Source organism: Solibacillus sp. FSL K6-1781, assembly GCF_038630735.1.
GTDB classification, from domain to species: Bacteria; Bacillota; Bacilli; order Bacillales_A; family Planococcaceae; genus Solibacillus; species Solibacillus silvestris.
In genome coordinates this window covers 1,280,291-1,298,350 of the sequence record NZ_CP152038.1, presented here as the reverse complement: position 1 = coordinate 1,298,350, position 18,060 = coordinate 1,280,291, and the positions used below count along the sequence as shown (strand labels likewise).

Here is an 18,060-nt window from a genome sequence, read left to right as displayed (position 1 = left end):
CAGCAAGTACTGTTGCCTATTATAGCAAATTATTACAAAATTTAAATTCTTTTCTTTCAGAAGGGCTTATGAATATCATAAACAATTAATTGTTATAATCAACTTTACCTGTCTCCGCTAATACACGAAGTAGTTTTACTTCATGTTTAGTCAGCTGACGGTATTCTCCTGGACTAAGACCCGTTAAATCCAAAAATGCAAAGCGCTCGCGTTTTAATTTCACGACAGGTGTACCGATTGCTTCAAACATACGGCGGACTTGGCGATTTCGCCCTTCATGGATCGTAATCTCACAAATTGCTTTACCGGCCTTCTCATCAAAGCTAGTCATGCTTACTTTTGCAGGAGCCGTTTTACCGTCCTCCAGCTTAATCCCGCTTTGCAGTTTCATTAAACCTTGCTTTGTAGGAATTCCTTTAACACGCGCAATATACGTTTTGTCGATTTTGAATTTCGGATGCGTCATTAAGTTTGAAAACTCGCCGTCATTCGTTAAAAGCAATAACCCTGTCGTATCATAATCTAAACGCCCTACCGGGAAAATACGCTGATGAACATGTTTTTTAAAAATGTCTGTAACCGTTTTTCGCCCTTTATCATCAGTAACTGCCGAAATATAGGCACGTGGTTTATATAGTAAGAAATATACTTTATCTTCTTTTTCAAGCTTTACGCCTTCTACTTCAATCGTGTCCGAGTTGGATACTTTTGTTCCAAGCTCTTTTACTACGACTCCATTTACTTTTACTTTACCTTCTACGATTAATTGCTCTGCTTTACGTCGTGATGCAACGCCTGCATAGGCAATCACTTTTTGTAATCTTTCCATAAGTTCACCTCATTGATTGATAAACTGCAAAGACGCATACTTCTTCAGCATTCGCCTTTGCACTTTTCGTTTACTGCTCTGTTAAATTTTAAATATCATTGCTGCAATCCACAATTACGAGCGAAAATAAATCCTTAACGAATAAAAATTATGTCATACTTTCAGAACTTAATCAATTATGCCTTGGTGTAATTGCGTCCGGACTGGGCTTTGAGGCTCACAGGATGTGGGTCAGTCAGCTGTTGTCGCAAGATGCGACGCTTTTAAGCTTGCTTCCTTTTTTAAAACTCCTTTTCGAATCCATGACATCCGCCGGAGGCTTAACTTCAATCCTGAAGTTAAAGATATTTCACTTTTCGGATTATTTTACTGTAACGAGTTTTGATGATACGAGCATTTCATCTGCATATAAAAGCCAAACCCCTCGATCCGACCCTTTCAGCCGTGAAACTTTAACAATATGCTCAAAATTCGGACGTTCTTTTTTATGAAGCAGCATTTGGAACGGTTCATCTAACTCGATGGCCAATCCATTCGCATTATACTTCCCTTTTTTCACAATCGTTTGTTGCTCAAAATTATTGTCGATAAAATCCGCCAAGTTACGGTGGATATTCCAATCATTTCCTTCATTAATAGTAACGACAACAAATGATTTTTGTTCCCGTTCAAAGAAAGTTGCCAATGTTCGTCCAGCCACTTTTGTATAGCCTGTTTTTCCTGCAATGGCGCCTATCTTTTCATGCATAAGTCGATGTTTATTTTTCCACTGCCTGCCATCCGAAAAATTTTGAGTAGATGCAATTTTTCTGAACTGTGGATTCATCATCGCAATTTGTAGCATTTTTGCCGTATCGTAGGCAGAGGATAGATGGGCCTCATTGTGCAGCCCTGTAGGATTTGTAAAAGTTGTTTCCTGCAATTGATAAAGCTCGGCCTTTTCGTTCATAAGCTGAACAAAACCTTCTACAGATCCGCCAACATGCTCTGCCAGCGCAGTAGCGGCATCATTCCCTGATTGCATCATTAAACCATGAAGCAAGTAATCAATCGTATATGTCTCGTTTTCCAGTAAATAAATCGATGAGCCTTCCACAAGTGAGGCTTCCTTCGAAATAACTACTTCATCGGTAAGCTCACTATTTTCCAAAACAACTAGGGCAGTCCAGATTTTTGTGAGGCTGGCGATCGGAAGGCGTGCATGTTCATTCACGCCCATTAATGTCCGCCCATTTTCCGCGTCGATAACAACATAGCTATTAGACGCCGCCTGAATTTGTGACGAACCACTCAAAAATACGAACATTACAACAATAGAAACAAACCACTTTTTCAACAGGCCACTCCTTTAATTTTGGTTAAATGTTTCCTGGAACTTCGTTAAAAATAAATCTGTCGGCTGATCATCTTCCTGATCGACTTCTTCCGGTAACGGCGGCAATTCTTTAATGTTTTTTAACCCAAAATAATTCAGAAACTCTTTTGTCGTCCCATATAAGATTGCCCGTCCTGTTCCTTCCGCTCTGCCAACTTCCTGTACAAGCGCCCTTGAAACAAGTGTTGCAATCGGACGTTCGCTTTTCACCCCGCGCAGATCTTCCACTTCCGCTCGCGTGATCGGCTGCTTATACGCTATAATTGCCAGAACCTCTAATGAAGCAGCGGTTAATACTTGATTTGTCGGGTTTTCAATTAATTTTTTTAACGTGTCGGTTACTTCCGGTTTTGTTGTTAACTGATATGTACCGGCAAGTTGTTTTAATGTAATCCCCCGCATTTCCTCCTCATTGTAATGAGACAGGAGTTCGCTTAATCCTGCTTCAATATCCATTGGCTCTACTTCTATATATTGTGCCAGTTGTTTAACGGTCATACCTTCATCACCAGCTACGAATAACAGTGCTTCAATTCGGCTCAGTAAGTTGTTCGTATTCATCATTGATCTCCTCCTTTGTCAATAATACGGATAAATCATCGAAGTTATTTTGTTGTTCGACAAAAATCACTTGGCGCTTCATTAATTCCAGTAATGTTAAAAAAGTCAAAACAAGCATTGGCTTATCCTCTGCTTCAAACAATTGCGAGAACATCACTCTTCCACCTGCATTTTTTAAAATGTTTACAACGGAACGCATTTGTTCCTTCACTGAAATTTCCTGTCTTGCGATGCGAGTTGACAACGGTTTTTTCAATTGTTTACGACGCATTAGTTTTTGAAACGCACTTAACATATCGTAAACATTTACATTTTGATCAAAAAGCGCTAATTGTTCTTCCGGCATAAATTCCGACAAGTCCGCAGGCGCTTTCGTGAACACTTGCCCACGTTCTGTTTCCAATTCCTGAAGTTGGACAGCTGCTTCTTTATATTTTTTATATTCGATTAAACGTGCAACAAGCTCTTCCCGTGGATCGACCTCATCAATTTCGAGCTCCTCTGCATCGATTTCATTTTCATTAATCGGAATGAGCATACGGCTTTTAATCGCCAATAATGTTGCGGCCATTACTAAATATTCGCTCGCTTCATTCAGTTCCAATGTTTGCATCGCATGGATGTGATCAATATACTGTTCCGTCAATTCCGCCATTGGAATATCATATATATCAATTTCCAAACGATGAATTAAATGCAATAATAAATCTAGTGGCCCACTAAAGGCGTCTAGTTTCACTTCGTAAGACATAAAATACCACCTATCGTTAATCGGAAATTATCATTAGCATCTAATTCGCGCTATGATTAATTTTACGTTTTGCTAGTTACTTTATTCGTCAAAATTCAACAAAATATAGCAGAACCTATTTAATTAGTATAGAGGAAAGGGGACAACAATGCATCCTTTGTTTCATCCACTATTCATCGATTATTGCGCCTATTTCAACGGCAATAATGACTATTTTGAATGCCATGAAGTTTTAGAAGAATATTGGAAGGAAATTGCACCAAAAGAAAAGCTTCATCCGCTAGTAGGCTATGTCCAGCTTGCGACAGGTATGTACCATTGGCGGCGGTCAAACGTAACTGGCGCTGCACGCATAATAGAGAAAGCCATTCTTAATTTTGAGCTCAATCGCAATAGTGAATTTTTCGAGTTTATTGATTTAAAACAACTGCTCCTGATAATGAAAAATCAGCACCGAAAAATACAGGAAAATGAACCATTTAAACATTTCAAACTCCCTATTACAGATCGGCAGCTGCAAGAATCGGTACAGCAAAGAATAAAGACGATTCCTCTTATGGATTCACACTTTATTTTCAATAAACATATGCTTCGGGACCGTACAGAAATACTTGAAGCAAGAGAATTAAAAAAAAGAAGTCGACAGTAAATTAGTCGACTTCTTTTAATATAGGTATACACTTTTGGACATATGCACTTGTATCTTCATTCGCTTGAATATGCTCATACCCCATATTCCGCAGTTCGTGTAACATTTTTAATGCGACACCTTCCCCGCGATACGATGGGATGACTGTAATATGTTGAACGATTGCAGCATCATTTTCCTCTGCAATTCCTATAGCCCCTACATATTCTTCGCCATCTTTCCATAAGAAGAGTGTCCAATTTTCGTTTTGTTCATATTGTTGAATGGTTTCCATTAAGCGTTTAATATCTTTTTCTTGTGGCATTAACGAAATTAATCCCATTGCAATTTTTTCAAGTGCTTTTTTATATCGAACTAACATTTTACATTCCCTCAATTCTACCATTGCAAATCCTATCAAAAGATTGACTGAAATGCAATAACACAATTTTCCAACGTTCAGTTTGAAAATTTGTAAATTAGCGGACTAATAATGTAGATGAACAAGAGCGACCAAATCACAATTCCAATTAATAGACCGAAACCCCATTTAGCTTGCTTGGATAATTTCAACGACTATTCACCCTTTGTTAATGTTAACGGCAAATCATTTACCACTAAGTCTTCATAGCTTTCACGTTTAATTGCTAATTGGTGCTCTCCGTTTTCAACGAATACAACTGCCGGTCTTGGAACACGGTTATAGTTTGATGCCATGGAATAACCGTATGCTCCTGTACAGAACATCGCTAAAATATCCCCGGTATGTGCATTTTGTAAAGACGCATCAATAATTAACTTATCTCCTGACTCACATAGCTTACCTGCAACAGTGTATGTACTTGTTTTTGGGTCATTTGCTTTATTGGCAATAATCGCTTCATATTTCGCATCGTAAAGTGCTGGTCGAATATTATCGCTCATTCCGCCATCGACAGCAATATAGTCACGCACATTTGGTACCGTTTTCTGAGAACCGATTGTGTACAGTGATGTACCTGCATCTCCAACTAAAGAACGGCCTGGCTCAATCCAAATTTCCGGCATCGCTAAATTCAGCTTTTTACTTTCATCCTGAACTGTGCGAATCATATCCGCCACGTATTCATGTGGTTCTAAAGGCTTGTCTTCTTCTGTATAACGGATTCCGAAGCCACCGCCCAGATTCAGTACTTGTGCAACAAATCCATGTTGTTCTTTCCATGCACCCATTTTTTGCATTACTTTGCCCGCAGCCAAACTAAAGCCTTCTGTTTCAAAAATTTGAGAGCCGATGTGGCAATGTAAACCTAATAGTTCGATATGTTCATCGTTTACTACTTGCTTAAATGCCTCATCAGCTTGTCCATTATTTAAGTCAAAGCCAAATTTAGAATCAGCTTGACCTGTAGTAATAAAATCATGTGTATGTGCTTCAACACCTGGTGTCACACGTAATAAAATTTTCATTTTTTGAGTTTTCTGCTGTGCGATTTCTTTAATTAACGAAATTTCGTAAAAGTTATCGACTACAATACAACCGATCCCCGTTTCAAACGCCAATTCAAGTTCAGCAATCGATTTATTATTGCCATGGAAATGAATGCGATCTGCCGGGAAACCAGCTTTAATCGCTGTATAGAGTTCTCCGCCCGATACAACATCCAGCGACAGGTTTTCCTGCGCAGCCAATTGATATGCAGCAACACAGGCGAATGCTTTTGAAGCATAGGCAACTTGTGCTTTTACACCTAATTGCTCAAATGTATCGATGAAGCCGCGTGAACGTTTACGAATCAGTGCTGTATCATAAACGAATAACGGTGTTCCGTATTGTTTTGCTAACTCAATTGTATCTACCCCGCCAATTGTTAAATGACCGAGTTCATTAATTTGCTGTGTTCCATATAAATGCATCGTATTCTCCCCTGACTTTAGCTAATCCTCGCTAATATTCTCAAAAATCACAAAATATTATATGAGAACTTTAACATAGGTGTCAAAGTGATGCAATTCATGTTTATACACGTTTTCGCTTTTTTGCGTTCACTATAAATGGTCTTGGCGCATCCTCCGACATTGGTGTCCGAATAATGACACGTGCGAACGCCTTTGGGAAAAACGGAACAAGAGGCCATAAATACGGAACATTCATCGGCTTTAATGAGCATAAGTACGTAAAAATCAGGAATCCGCCAATAAAGAATCCATTGATACCAAATAACGCCGTCGCACTTAATAACATCAAACGGAATACCTTCACCGAAATACTCAATTCGTAGTTCGGAATAGCAAACGTAAAAATTGCGGTGATTGCTGTATACAATACAATTTCACTCGAAAATAATCCAACGTCGATTGCAATTTGTCCGATGATAATACCGGCGATTAAACCCATTGCAGTCGATAACGGTGTCGGTGTATGAATCGCAGCGATCCGCAAATATTCAATTCCTATATCGGCAATCAATATTTGCAGAAATATAGGAATTTCACCTTTTTCATTTATCCCGATAAACGCTAACTTATCGGGGAGTAGTTCCGGATGTGTAACGAGTAAATACCAGAAAGGAAGTAATAGAAAGCTTAAAATGACCGCTCCAAAACGAAGGAACCGCATCATCGTCCCGACTAGCGGTGCCTGTCGATATTCTTCCGCATGCTGAAGCAAATGGAACATTGTTACAGGGACGAGCATGACGGAAGGTGATGTATCGACCATAATTGCAATATGTCCTTCTAAAATATGCGCGGCTACAATATCGGGTCGCTCCGTATAACGCACAAAAGGCAACGGGTGATATTTCTGTTTAAACAGCCATTCCTCCAGCGATTTGTCACTCATCGTTAACCCATCATGCCTAATTTGCTGAAGTCGTTCAACAAGCCAGTTAAGATGCTTATCATTGACTAAATCACTCATATAGGAAAGAACGACATCTGTTTGACTATAGGTCGTTACATGGTGCATTTGAAATCGCAGCTTTTCACTTCGAATTCGTCGACGAACTAATGCCGTGTTCAAAATAATATTTTCGGCAAAACCATCGCGCGAACCACGAATAACCTTTTCATTATCCGGCTCTTCCGGATTCCGACCCGGATAATTCCGGAATTCCGCCAAATAACAATAACCGCTCTTCGTTACAAAGCCTACCCGGCCACTTAATACTCCGAGCATAAAGTCATCAATCGATTTTGCTAAATCTACCCCATAATAATTGAAGTGGGCGTGAAAATAGTCCTGTTCATCCAGAATTTCTTCTTCCTCATTGTCACGCTGTAATTCGGAAAGAATTTCTGTCAAACTGTCTCCATTTACGAGCCCGCTCACATATACCGTTAATGTCGGCAAATTTTTGATCATAATTTCTTTAATACATAAATCAAAATTTTTATCTGGTTCAAATTGTGAATTAAAAAATCCTTCTGCAATTTTCATTGATGTAAAAAGCTGATTTGTCATTTTTTCACCGCTTATTCATTTTTAGTCTAATACACCATGGAGTAATTGCGGGTCACTTAACTTATCTGCTTAATGTAGACTGATCCATCCATGATTTCAACTGAGCTAGTATTTTCTTTTCCAATCGTGATACTTGTACTTGTGAAATACCGAGACGATCAGCAATTTCCGTTTGCGTTAAATCCAGGTAATAGCGGAAATAAATGATCGACTGTTCCCGTTTTCCAAGTCTCTTCAACATGTCTTTCAATGGAACATAATCAAATGCAAGCTCAGACTTATCGTCCCGCATCTGATCCATTAACGTTATGGAATCTCCATCATTTTCAAATAGCTGATCATGTAAACTCGCCGGATCACGCATCGCATCAGTTGCCAATAAAATATCTTCTTGTGACACTTGCAATATTTCAGCCAATTGTGCAACAGATGGAGGTTTTTCATTCGTTTTTAAATAGTCATCTGTCGCATGGCGAATTTTATAATTCAACTCTCGGATAGAACGACTAACCTTTACCATACCGTCATCTCTTAAAAAACGTTGAATCTCCCCAATAATCATTGGCACTGCATATGTGGAAAATTTCACTTCATAGGACAAGTCGAATTTATCAACCGATTTCATTAAGCCAATACAGCCAATTTGAAACAAATCTTCCAGTTCAACACCCCTTGATGCAAAGCGTTGAACGATAGACCAAACAAGTCTAGTATTTCCTTCAATCATCGTTTTTCTCGCAACTTGATCGCCTTGTTGTGATTTTGCGATTAGTTCACGCATATAAGCTTGCGTTAATAACGTTTCAGATGACTGCTCGATGTTCCCCATCCCCTTATTTCGTTATGTCACGAGTGTCCCTATTGGCAAAATTTGTTTTGTGAATGTTACGACTGTACCTTTTCCTAGTACGGATTCTACTTGCAGGAAATCCGAAAAACTTTCCATAATTGTAAAGCCCATTCCGGAACGCTCTAGATCCGGCTTTGTTGTAAATAATGGCTCACGTGCCTGTTCAATATCTTCAATTCCGCAACCTTCATCTTTAATTGTCACACTTACTTCCGAACCGTAACGAACCGCATAAACCGTAATAATGCCATGCGGATTATCGGCATAACCATGGATGATGGCATTCGATACAGCTTCTGATACGATTGTTTTACATTCCGATAGCTCTTCAATTGTCGGATCGAGTTGTGCCATAAAGCTTGTAACGGCAATACGTGCCAACCCTTCATTTTCACTGCGCGCCAAAAAAGTTAGCGTCATTTCGTTATCCATTGACAATCCCCCTCGCTGTGTGAAATAACTTGCTGTTCAGATGCAAATTGTATAAGATTTCCTAAACCGGAATACTGGAATATTTTCTGCATCGTTTTTGACGGATTTAACAAAATTGTTTGTCCATCGACAGCTCGGAGTTCTCGCATTCTCCCAAGCACTAAACCAATTCCGGAACTGTCCATAAAATGCAAATGCTCTAAATTCCAAACGAGTAATTTTACATTTCCTTGTAAAATAGCTTTCGATATATGTGTTCTCACTTTTTCTGTTTCATGATGATCCAGTTCGCCAAATAGTTGGACAATCAATACATCATTTGGATACATCGTTAAATTAAAGTTCACCTACATCGCCTCCTTCTTGCATGCAAATTCGGCAAGTTCAGAAATTATCCTATCTAACTGACAAAACTAGTGCTCATTCGTTAAAAGTAGTGCTCCTGCGACAACTAAATTCAGTATAGGTAGCGCGGTCTATTTTTAATCATTTCAAACATGAAAAAAGAGACGGAACAGAAAGTTTTTAGCTTTCCATTCAGTCTCTTATTATTTGTGCTTTTTCATTATTTTATACACGCTATATTGTTGCTTCGGTCAATTTCTTCTGTACAAGCAATTCCTGCTCTGGCAGGGGCACTCCATTAGACAGCAACCGGCATTCCTCTAACTCATAATGAGTGCATCCAATACATTTATTTAGCTGGATATACTGGAATGCCGCTGAAATCGCCTCATTTGTCGTATGATAAAAATGTTCTTCTTCCATTAAATTATACAATCCGCTTCGTTTAAGCATTTGCTCTAATCCCGGCTGAACATTTGTTAAGAAAACGATTCCGCCAGATGCCTTTATATTTTGAAGGATATTGCGGAAATATTCTTCTCCTGTCGAATCGATATACGGCACTTTTCGCATACGGAGGATAAATACTTTCGGATTTTCCTGTATCGTCTTCAGCATCGTCTGTTCAAACTTTTCGGCAGCGCCAAAGAAAAGAGGACCTTCTATTGTATATATACTGATTTGTGGACACTCATGTAAATCCGCTACGATGTGAGGCTGCACCTTTCCATTCTCGTTCTTCAAGTTCGGCAGCACTTTGGAAACAGTAAGGCTATCGCTCATACTTTTCGCAAAAAGAATCACTGCCAAAATAAGTCCGGCCATTACGGCAACCGTTAAACTCATAAATACTGTCAATAAAAAGGTAATACATAGTACAAGCGAATCACCGGATTTTAATTTCAATATGTGTACGAAATGGTGTCGTTCGCTCATATTCCAGGCGACCATCATGAGGACAGGCGCTAAACTCGCAAGTGGAATATGTACCGCTAATGGTGCGAGCAACAATAGTGTGATTAAAACGAAGATACCATGGATTACCCCTGACAATGGCGACACGGCACCGGATTTAATATTCGTAGCTGTTCGGGCAATGGCCCCGGTAGCAGGTATCCCTCCAAAAAACGGTGTAACAATATTGGCAACCCCCTGCCCGATCAATTCCCGGTTACTGTTATGTTTGCTGTTCGTCATCCCATCTGCAACAACCGCTGATAACAGTGATTCAATCCCACCGAGCATTGCAATAACAAATGCTGGTCCGATAAGCATGTAAATACGTTCAAATGTAACTTCCGGTATGTGGAATTGTGGCAGTGTATTCGGTATTGCACCATACGTGGAGCCAATTGTTGCAACATGCCCCTGTAAAAAAAGAACCGTCACAACGGAAGACACAATAATTCCTATAAGAGCACCCGGTACTTTCGGTAAAACTTTCGGTGCCATAAGTATCAATGCGAAACTTATCATTGCAACAAGTAAACTATAAAAATTAACGGTATCAATATTGGAAGCGATTTCATAAACGTTCATATGGAACTTCTCATGCTGCTCCATATTCGTTAATCCTAAAAAATTTCCGATTTGTCCAGTAAAAATAATGACGGCAATTCCGGCAGTAAAACCGACAGTAACCGGTCTCGGGATAAATTTAATCAGTGACCCCAACTTAAAAATCCCCATCAGCAACAGCATAATCCCTGCCATCAAACCTGCGATGAGCAAGTTTTCATACCCGTAAACGAGTACAATCCCAAGCAAAATCGGAACGAACGCACCTGTCGGACCGCCGATCTGAAATTTTGAACCCCCTAGTAAGGAAATTAAAATCCCTGCGATAATTGCTGTGTAAATTCCGTATTCCGGTTTGACCCCAGAAGCTATAGCAAAACTCATCGCTAACGGTACAGCAATAATCCCGACAATCGTCCCAGATAACAGATCCTTTTTGAAATGGGCAAATGAATAGCCTTCAAATCTTCCAGACCACTTAACTCTCATAGTATCCCTTCTTCTTATAAATATTCATAAAGCAGAATTTTTATTACCTTAAGCAGTAATACAACTCTTAGTTTAACATATTTGTAGAATATTTAAAGGACAAAAAAGTCTTCCACAATCCATCCCGGACTGTGAAAGACTCAAAATTTTTGTTATTGTGTAATAATTGCTTCGATTAATTTTGGAGCTTCGACTTTTTCTGCAGAAATGAATATATGTGCATAAATCTTTTTCAATACTGCGTCGACATTTTCTGTATTAGCATGAATTGTCATAAGCGATTCGCCTTCTTTTACTTCATCGCCTACTTTTTTATGAAGGACAAGTCCTACCGCTAAGTCAATTTCAGATTCTTTCGTAGCTCGACCTGCGCCAAGAAGCATTGCAGCTGTTCCGATATCATCCGCTTCAATTTTTGAAATATAGCCCGCCTGTTTCGCCGGTACATCAAATTTGAATTTAGCCTGAGGTAAACGAGATGGGTCATCAACGACTGAAGCATCCCCACCTTGAGCAGTGATGAATTTTTTCAGTACTTCCAATGCTGCTCCGCTTGCAACAACTTCTTCCAACATTTTTCGAGCTTCTTCGATTGTTTTTGCTTTTCCGCCAACAACAACCATTTGAGAGCCTAATGTATAGCAAAGTTCATTTAAATCAGCTGGACCTTTACCTTTTAATGTATCGATTGCTTCCTGAACTTCAAGGGCATTTCCGATTGCATATCCTAAAGGTTGACTCATATCTGAAATAATCGCCATTGTTTTACGACCAACGCTGTTTCCGATTTTCACCATCGCTTCAGCCAATTTAATTGAATCTTCAACTGTTTTCATAAATGCGCCGTCACCAGTTTTAACATCGAGGACAATCGCATCTGCACCTGCAGCAATTTTCTTCGACATGATTGAACCGGCAATTAGCGGAATGCTCGAAACTGTTCCTGTAACGTCACGTAGCGCATAAAGCTTTTTATCTGCTGGTGTTAAGTTGCCTGATTGACCAATAACAGCCATTCCGATATCATTTACCTGTTTTGAAAACTCTTCACTTGATAACTCAACGTGGAAACCTTCAATCGCCTCAAGCTTATCGATCGTACCGCCTGTATGACCTAAACCGCGACCACTCATTTTTGCTACCGGAACACCGACAGCTGCTACCATTGCAGTTAATGGTAATGTCGTTGTATCGCCAATCGATTTTGCCTTTAATATGATGGTATTTTGCCAACAACACCCGTATTCAATTTATTGTCGCCTAATATTTAGGTGACTTTTAATTAACTTGTTATTGCTGAATTTACCTAGTTTAAAAAGTAAATTGTAATTTCAACACGAATAATTACAATTTAAAATGCTTTTCTTAGATTAATTATAAATTCTAAATGGATACGATAACTTGATAATTCAATATACTAGTTACAAATAAATTGATTTTCCTTTATTCCTCGGTTGAATAACTATAAACCTATCTGCATATTTAAAACAGCTACTTTATTTTCATTTAATAGCTGTTGGCACAAATGATTTTTAAACACAATGATTTACTCAACTTATTACAAAATTCACCATAATAAAGGACTGCCGAAATATTTATTATTTGGCAGTCCTTTATTATGGTTTTATTATTTTATCTCATCATATGTAGATAATTTTAATTAAGTAAATTATTTGCTATTAATTTATTCTGAATAATATGTTCTGTAATTTTACTAGCTACAAATGAGCAATAATCTTGAATGTCATCAGATTTGGTGTTGTCTGCATAATCTGATACAGTTTTAAAAGCAATAAACTTAGGCTTGGGGATTTTAGATAATAAACACGCTCTGTACATCCCGTATATTTCCATATCTATACCTAACAAATTTTTTTCGTTCAAAGTTAAACCTTTTAAGATACTTTCATTTGCTATTACTGCATTTCCGCTACTTAAAGGACCGATAAATATATTAGGAGGATTTGTAGTTTTATTTCCTATAAACATTTCATGAAATTCTTTGAATATTTGATTGTCATAGGATAATTCATTAGCTAAGGAAACCAACTCAGGGCTACTATTAACATGAGTAGAAGTAGGCAAAAAAGTGGTTTTCCCATTTGCATCTTCAGAATACTTTCCAGACTCATGAGAATAAGAAATACTAGCAAAAACTATATCGCCTAATTGAACTTTTTCTTTTACTCCTCCCATAATTCCATACATTAGGATTATCTTTGGTTTGAAATACTCAATCAATTTGGTCGTATATATTGATGTGTCTGAAATCCCCATCTGATTTGGAGAAAAACAAATTATTTTTATAGTAGTATCTAATTTTGTGAGGGATGCCTCAAAATAAAATAATGTAGGATCCTGTATATGCCTTTTTCTTTCCCATAGGAAATCTAATTGTAACAGAAAATCAAGTTCTTTTTTTAACGCACAAATAATAACAATATCATAAATATATTGTGTAGCTATGCTTGCTGCGCTCTCTAATATGCTGATAGTATGTTCAAGCATTTGATTTAGAATAATTTGCCAACCATCAGAGTTAACAGTATATTCCGCTATTTTAAACATAGTGTCAGAGAACTCTTCTTCAAAAGATGAAATACTTTCTTTGTGAGCACTTAATAATAAAATTGAAATAGGTCTATTCAGTGTTCGCCTACGCTGTTTCCGGGTACTTTCATGAAGTATTTCTTGCAAGAAAGTTATTCCTGCATCAGTTTTAACTACAGAATCAGGAAATTCAGGAAGTTGAATATCTAAAATTAATAAATCATACTTAGTTTCCATTAGTTCATATCTAGCAGTATTAATGCAATTACTGATTTTAATATTTAAAGGCAGAGAGGGGATAGAATCCCTTATAAAGTCAGTAATTTTTTTTAACTTATCGGTATTATCTTCGACTATTAAAATATTAATCATTTAGGAAGTTTTTTAAAGTACTTTTGACTTGTACTTCCCAATCAGATTTACTTGATTCATAATAAATCATTTCCAATAATATATTACTGAACTCCGCCTTTAGCTCCTCTTTCAACTCATTAAAGCTTTTCGAATTATTACTTTCACCAAAGCTTGAGTATTGCGTAATTACAATCACTGGAGTATTATTCTTCTTTCTTTTCATTTGGTTTAATATTTCTTTTCCAGCATACTGAATAGGTTTTCCTCCACTAGAACCATTGGTTTTATCGAAAGTTGGCATAGTCATATCTAGTAAAATTAAATCAAACTTATCAGTGAGGATTTTTCTCAAACCACTATTATAAGAATTAGATGTTGTAATATTTATCTTATTGAATTCTTTTTTTAAAAAATCTTCAATTTTAAAGATCTTATTAAAATCATCTTCAACTAACAGAATTTTCACATTTAATCCTCCTAGTATTAAGTGTTATATCAATATAAAAGTTTTCATCTTCATCTATTCCGAAATCTAGTCTAGGTAATTCAGATTTAATATCATATTTTAATAACTTTACAATTTTATAAAGTCCTGAACCCCCTTCTTTCGATGCTCTAGAAATAAGATTGCTTTCTTCATTTTCTGCTAAATAATGAATTTCTTTTAATGATTCTGCTAATTTAGCCTTTCTATCGTTTATTTCTCTTGGGTTTAATTTTAGAGGATTAGTACATCTAATGAAAATGATATCTTCCTCTAAGTGTTGTATAAGTATGTTTATTTCAAAAGACTCTCGGAACCCGCTTCTTTTAATTACATTATCAAAAATAGTAATAAATAACTCATTGAACCATTTTAAATATTTCCCATCAATAATTAAGGGAGTATCATCAATATTTTTATTGGAAATAATTTTAGAATTTAAATTAGAACTTTTGATATATTCTAAGGATATATTTACAGGAAGTTCTAAAGAAAAATTATCAACATCTATTACTTTTTCTTTTTTAAACCAATTCGAAACGTTAGTAATTTGATATTCTATATCAGTTTTTAAATCCGTTAGTTTTTGATTTAACTCCTCAAGATTTAAAATATTATTATTGTCAGAATTTATTTTTACAATATTTGCTTCAAAACTTTGTATTTCTAAAAATAAATCTTGTTTAAAATTATTTATTAAGTACTTTCTTACTTTTCCCAAATTCAACTCTGTGTATATCCACAAAAAATCAATATTTGAATCAATAAACTTATCTAAAGTTAGATATGGGTCTTGAGAGTCTTTAAAGAATAGCTTAGAAATCATTTGATATTTATCAATATAATAATTTAATAAAGATGTCCTATCATTATAATCAGTTGAAATTTGTAATTTTTCATTTTGTAACTTAAAAAGTAAAGAGTCAATATTTTTACTAAGAGTCTCAAAAATCAGATTCAAATCTCTATTAATTTTAGAAGTATGGGTATTTAATTTTTCAATGGTATTTAATTTTTCAATCCAAAAATCATTAGTTTTATATTGATTAGTACTAGAATTAAATAATGTTAGAAAATGATTTTTTTCAAATAGTTTTCTGAAATGAGAATTTATCGTTCCATGTCGTATTCCGAGGCTGAGATATACATCCAGCCCATACTCTTTACTAAATAGAAACGTGTCTCTGAATTGGAATATTAAATCATTATAAATTTCAGAATAACTATTATTTTTAAATGAACTAGTATCTAATTCATTATTTGTATCAATTTCGTAAGTTATAGGCGCGCCTTTTTTTCTATTACTAATAAAGTATTCTTGAATTCTATTAAAGTTATCTTCTATCTTAGAAGCAGCCTGTTTTTTAATACCCTCAATGTCCACATAGATTTTACTTTTTTCAAATGTAGCTGTATAAAAACGAATTTGCATTTTCTCAGTTATTTCTTTAATTTCTTGGTTATAGATTTTTTCATTAACAGGATCTATTTGCATTAATATGCTACAAATTTTTATACGTTCTTCTTCAACTTGTTCTTGTGAAATAAACATATAGTATTTAGACATACTATCAATAGTGCAATATTCTTTTAAAAAGTAGATTATTTTTTTCTTATCGTATAATGAAATATTTAATTCACTTACATATGTGATACTATTTGCCAAAAGAAAATCTTCAAGGTGATTATGTTTTCTAACTTCAGTAGATCCATTTGTATATTCAGCAACTAAATTAATAAAAATTAAAATATTTATATTAGAATAATCATATTCTATATCATCAATTTTTTCTAAAAGATCTGTACAATCGATATCTAAGAACAATTCATTTCCTTTGAAATAACTTTCAACCATTAAATTCATTGCTATCTCATAATTTTCTAAGGATTTATAAGCAATAACTTTACCTATAGTGATTTCAGATTCATATATGTTAGATGTTTTGGAATCAATACTGTTAAAGACCTTTAAGGCGTTCATATAGTCTTGGTTGATTAAATGTAAATTACCTATTAATCGAAGTTTTCTATTTTCATCAATTGATAAACTTGCCAGCCCCTCAATGTTTAGGGAACTATAATAGTTATGTACTTCCCTTGTTGTACTTTCGGGATCAAATATTAATTCGATATATTGTTTTTTATGAATATCAGAATCAAACATATTAGAAACAACTTGAGGCTTCATATAATTAGATAATTTATATCCCGTTTTGGAAAATGGAATTTTCTTCAATATATTATTTCCATATTTATGAGTTATTGCTGCACTCATTAATTTCCATGACCACGAATTATTGTTATGTACTAAGCCTATTTTTAAAATTTCATCTGTTATTGCTTCTGAGAGTTGTTTATCATTAGTTGTTGCCATATCTAAAAAGTAATTTAAAAGTTTCAAATAAAAAACATTCTTTGGATTATCAAGCTTATACACTTCTAAATTAATTAATGATTTAACGTAAATTTCATATATTTCAATTTCATGAGGATGTATTTCGATTACTCTTTCACAAATTTCCTTGGCTTTGCTATAATTACCATAGGTATATTCGTCTAAGGCTTGTAATGCTAACTTGCTAGTTAAAGGTGGATTTATTTCAGAATCATTGATTAAAATCTTATAATAAGGAGAAACCTGGCTAGGGTTTACATCTTGAATAAGAAGTTTTATTTTATTAAAGATTTCTTTTGATATGTGTTGCTTATCTGGACTTTCAACTATATTTTCGAAATATTTCACCAGTGTAAAATAACGATCAATTAAAGAGAAATTTTCTAAAATAGTAAATATATTATGGAAATCTAAATTATGAGAGTCGTATCTAAAAGAAGAAAAATGGAAAGCTAAAAAATCTTTCAATTTATGATTGGACACTGCAGGCCAACGATCAATAAGTCGATCTAATTCAATATTAAATCTTGAATTCGACACGAAATCTTCTGATTTTAGGTTTATTATCCAGCTAATTAATTTATATTGAAAACTAATTTTACTATTCATTAAAAGCTCAAAGTAAGCCCCATTTTCTTCCATAATATTAGATAAATTTATTTTACTTTCAATTAGCCAAAAGTTTAAACCATATTTATTTTCACAAATATCTAATATTTCCATACATCTTTCTAATTCCGATTTAAAAAAAGCTATAGTATATTCTTGTTTTAAATCCAAAAAATCTTGAAGTTGGCTCTTATATAATGAGATTAGATTTAAAGTCCATGTAATCTCGAAGTCTAGAGTATTTAAATTATTTACAATTCTAAAAGGTGACCTCCCTTTAGTTTGTGGAAACAACTGATTAACATAGGCCTTCCGTTTTAAAGGTGTCTTATGTATATCAAGAATTTTTATTTGGACGTTAGGGATTTTTGCTTTATTCTTTAATTGCAAAAGATCAAGGGAAGGTGTGCCGAAATATCTTTTTTTCATTAAGAATTCCTCCAAT

15 protein-coding genes and 1 pseudogene are annotated in these 18,060 nt (G+C 35.4%); 1 reads left to right on the top strand and 15 read right to left on the bottom strand.

Annotation, left to right across the window (positions count from 1 at the left end; translation table 11 throughout):
- Positions 1-85 precede the first annotated feature (85 nt).
- The 4 genes from MHH37_RS06220 to MHH37_RS06205 form a co-directional block, all read right to left on the bottom strand.
- Positions 86-829: a pseudouridine synthase gene (locus tag MHH37_RS06220; protein ID WP_014824344.1), complete on the bottom strand. Its 744-nt coding sequence runs from the start codon at positions 827-829 to the stop codon at positions 86-88.
- Positions 830-1,190: 361 nt separating this feature from the next.
- Positions 1,191-2,165, bottom strand: coding sequence for a D-alanyl-D-alanine carboxypeptidase family protein (locus MHH37_RS06215; RefSeq protein WP_342575435.1), 975 nt, complete (start codon positions 2,163-2,165; stop codon positions 1,191-1,193).
- 12 nt (positions 2,166-2,177) lie between these two features.
- Positions 2,178-2,765 carry an SMC-Scp complex subunit ScpB gene (gene scpB, locus MHH37_RS06210; RefSeq protein ID WP_173364559.1) on the bottom strand — a complete coding sequence of 196 codons (588 nt, stop codon included), beginning with the start codon at positions 2,763-2,765 and terminating at the stop codon, positions 2,178-2,180.
- Entirely contained in the window at positions 2,734-3,516 is a 783-nt protein-coding gene (locus MHH37_RS06205) for a segregation/condensation protein A (protein WP_014824347.1), read from the bottom strand. Before MHH37_RS06205 ends, scpB begins: the two co-directional genes overlap by 32 nt.
- Before the next feature lie 148 nt (positions 3,517-3,664).
- On the opposite strand from MHH37_RS06205, the gene MHH37_RS06200 reads away from it, so the two are divergent.
- The gene (locus MHH37_RS06200) at positions 3,665-4,165 is read left to right on the top strand and encodes a DUF309 domain-containing protein (RefSeq protein WP_342575433.1); all 501 of its coding nucleotides are present in this window, start codon (positions 3,665-3,667) and stop codon (positions 4,163-4,165) included.
- A gap of 1 nt (position 4,166) precedes the next feature.
- Here MHH37_RS06200 and MHH37_RS06195 read toward each other — a convergent pair whose 3' ends face one another.
- The 11 genes and pseudogenes from MHH37_RS06195 to MHH37_RS06145 form a co-directional block, all read right to left on the bottom strand.
- Positions 4,167-4,526 carry a GNAT family N-acetyltransferase gene (locus MHH37_RS06195; RefSeq protein ID WP_342575431.1) on the bottom strand — a complete coding sequence of 120 codons (360 nt, stop codon included), beginning with the start codon at positions 4,524-4,526 and terminating at the stop codon, positions 4,167-4,169.
- Between the two features lie 194 nt (positions 4,527-4,720).
- Positions 4,721-6,040: a diaminopimelate decarboxylase gene (lysA, locus tag MHH37_RS06190; RefSeq protein WP_008408091.1), complete on the bottom strand. Its 1,320-nt coding sequence runs from the start codon at positions 6,038-6,040 to the stop codon at positions 4,721-4,723.
- Positions 6,041-6,143: 103 nt separating this feature from the next.
- The gene (locus tag MHH37_RS06185) at positions 6,144-7,589 is read right to left on the bottom strand and encodes a spore germination protein (protein ID WP_342575430.1); all 1,446 of its coding nucleotides are present in this window, start codon (positions 7,587-7,589) and stop codon (positions 6,144-6,146) included.
- Positions 7,590-7,650: 61 nt separating this feature from the next.
- The gene (locus MHH37_RS06180; protein ID WP_008408085.1) at positions 7,651-8,418 is read right to left on the bottom strand and encodes a SigF/SigG family RNA polymerase sporulation sigma factor; all 768 of its coding nucleotides are present in this window, start codon (positions 8,416-8,418) and stop codon (positions 7,651-7,653) included.
- Between the two features lie 12 nt (positions 8,419-8,430).
- Entirely contained in the window at positions 8,431-8,871 is a 441-nt protein-coding gene (spoIIAB, locus tag MHH37_RS06175; protein ID WP_008408084.1) for an anti-sigma F factor, read from the bottom strand.
- Complete coding sequence (spoIIAA, locus tag MHH37_RS06170) at positions 8,856-9,218, bottom strand: anti-sigma F factor antagonist (RefSeq protein ID WP_008408083.1); 363 nt, start codon at positions 9,216-9,218, stop codon at positions 8,856-8,858. The genes spoIIAB and spoIIAA overlap by 16 nt, the downstream gene beginning before the upstream one ends.
- 232 nt (positions 9,219-9,450) lie before the next feature.
- Positions 9,451-11,223, bottom strand: a complete 1,773-nt coding sequence (sulP, locus tag MHH37_RS06165; RefSeq protein ID WP_342575428.1) for a sulfate permease — start codon at positions 11,221-11,223, stop codon at positions 9,451-9,453.
- A gap of 152 nt (positions 11,224-11,375) precedes the next feature.
- A pseudogene (locus MHH37_RS06160) lies at positions 11,376-12,422 on the bottom strand (thymidine phosphorylase); the annotation flags it as partial.
- A 457-nt stretch (positions 12,423-12,879) separates the two neighbouring features.
- Positions 12,880-14,145, bottom strand: coding sequence for a hypothetical protein (locus MHH37_RS06155; protein ID WP_342575427.1), 1,266 nt, complete (start codon positions 14,143-14,145; stop codon positions 12,880-12,882).
- On the bottom strand, positions 14,138-14,593 hold the full coding sequence (locus MHH37_RS06150; protein ID WP_342575426.1) for a response regulator: 456 nt from the start codon (positions 14,591-14,593) through the stop codon (positions 14,138-14,140). The genes MHH37_RS06155 and MHH37_RS06150 overlap by 8 nt, the downstream gene beginning before the upstream one ends.
- On the bottom strand, positions 14,574-18,044 hold the full coding sequence (locus tag MHH37_RS06145) for a hypothetical protein (RefSeq protein WP_342575425.1): 3,471 nt from the start codon (positions 18,042-18,044) through the stop codon (positions 14,574-14,576). Before MHH37_RS06145 ends, MHH37_RS06150 begins: the two co-directional genes overlap by 20 nt.
- Between the last annotated feature and the right edge of the window lie 16 nt (positions 18,045-18,060).

Coding starts and splice junctions, on each gene's coding strand:
- MHH37_RS06220 (WP_014824344.1), bottom strand. CDS start 829: ATGGAAAGATTACAAAAAGTGATTGCCTATGCAGGCGTTGCATCACGA.
- scpB (WP_173364559.1), bottom strand. CDS start 2,765: ATGAATACGAACAACTTACTGAGCCGAATTGAAGCACTGTTATTCGTA.
- MHH37_RS06205 (WP_014824347.1), bottom strand. CDS start 3,516: ATGTCTTACGAAGTGAAACTAGACGCCTTTAGTGGGCCACTAGATTTA.
- MHH37_RS06200 (WP_342575433.1), top strand. CDS start 3,665: ATGCATCCTTTGTTTCATCCACTATTCATCGATTATTGCGCCTATTTC.
- MHH37_RS06195 (WP_342575431.1), bottom strand. CDS start 4,526: ATGTTAGTTCGATATAAAAAAGCACTTGAAAAAATTGCAATGGGATTA.
- lysA (WP_008408091.1), bottom strand. CDS start 6,040: ATGCATTTATATGGAACACAGCAAATTAATGAACTCGGTCATTTAACA.
- MHH37_RS06185 (WP_342575430.1), bottom strand. CDS start 7,589: ATGACAAATCAGCTTTTTACATCAATGAAAATTGCAGAAGGATTTTTT.
- MHH37_RS06180 (WP_008408085.1), bottom strand. CDS start 8,418: ATGGGGAACATCGAGCAGTCATCTGAAACGTTATTAACGCAAGCTTAT.
- spoIIAB (WP_008408084.1), bottom strand. CDS start 8,871: ATGGATAACGAAATGACGCTAACTTTTTTGGCGCGCAGTGAAAATGAA.
- sulP (WP_342575428.1), bottom strand. CDS start 11,223: ATGAGAGTTAAGTGGTCTGGAAGATTTGAAGGCTATTCATTTGCCCAT.
- MHH37_RS06155 (WP_342575427.1), bottom strand. CDS start 14,145: ATGATTAATATTTTAATAGTCGAAGATAATACCGATAAGTTAAAAAAA.
- MHH37_RS06145 (WP_342575425.1), bottom strand. CDS start 18,044: ATGAAAAAAAGATATTTCGGCACACCTTCCCTTGATCTTTTGCAATTA.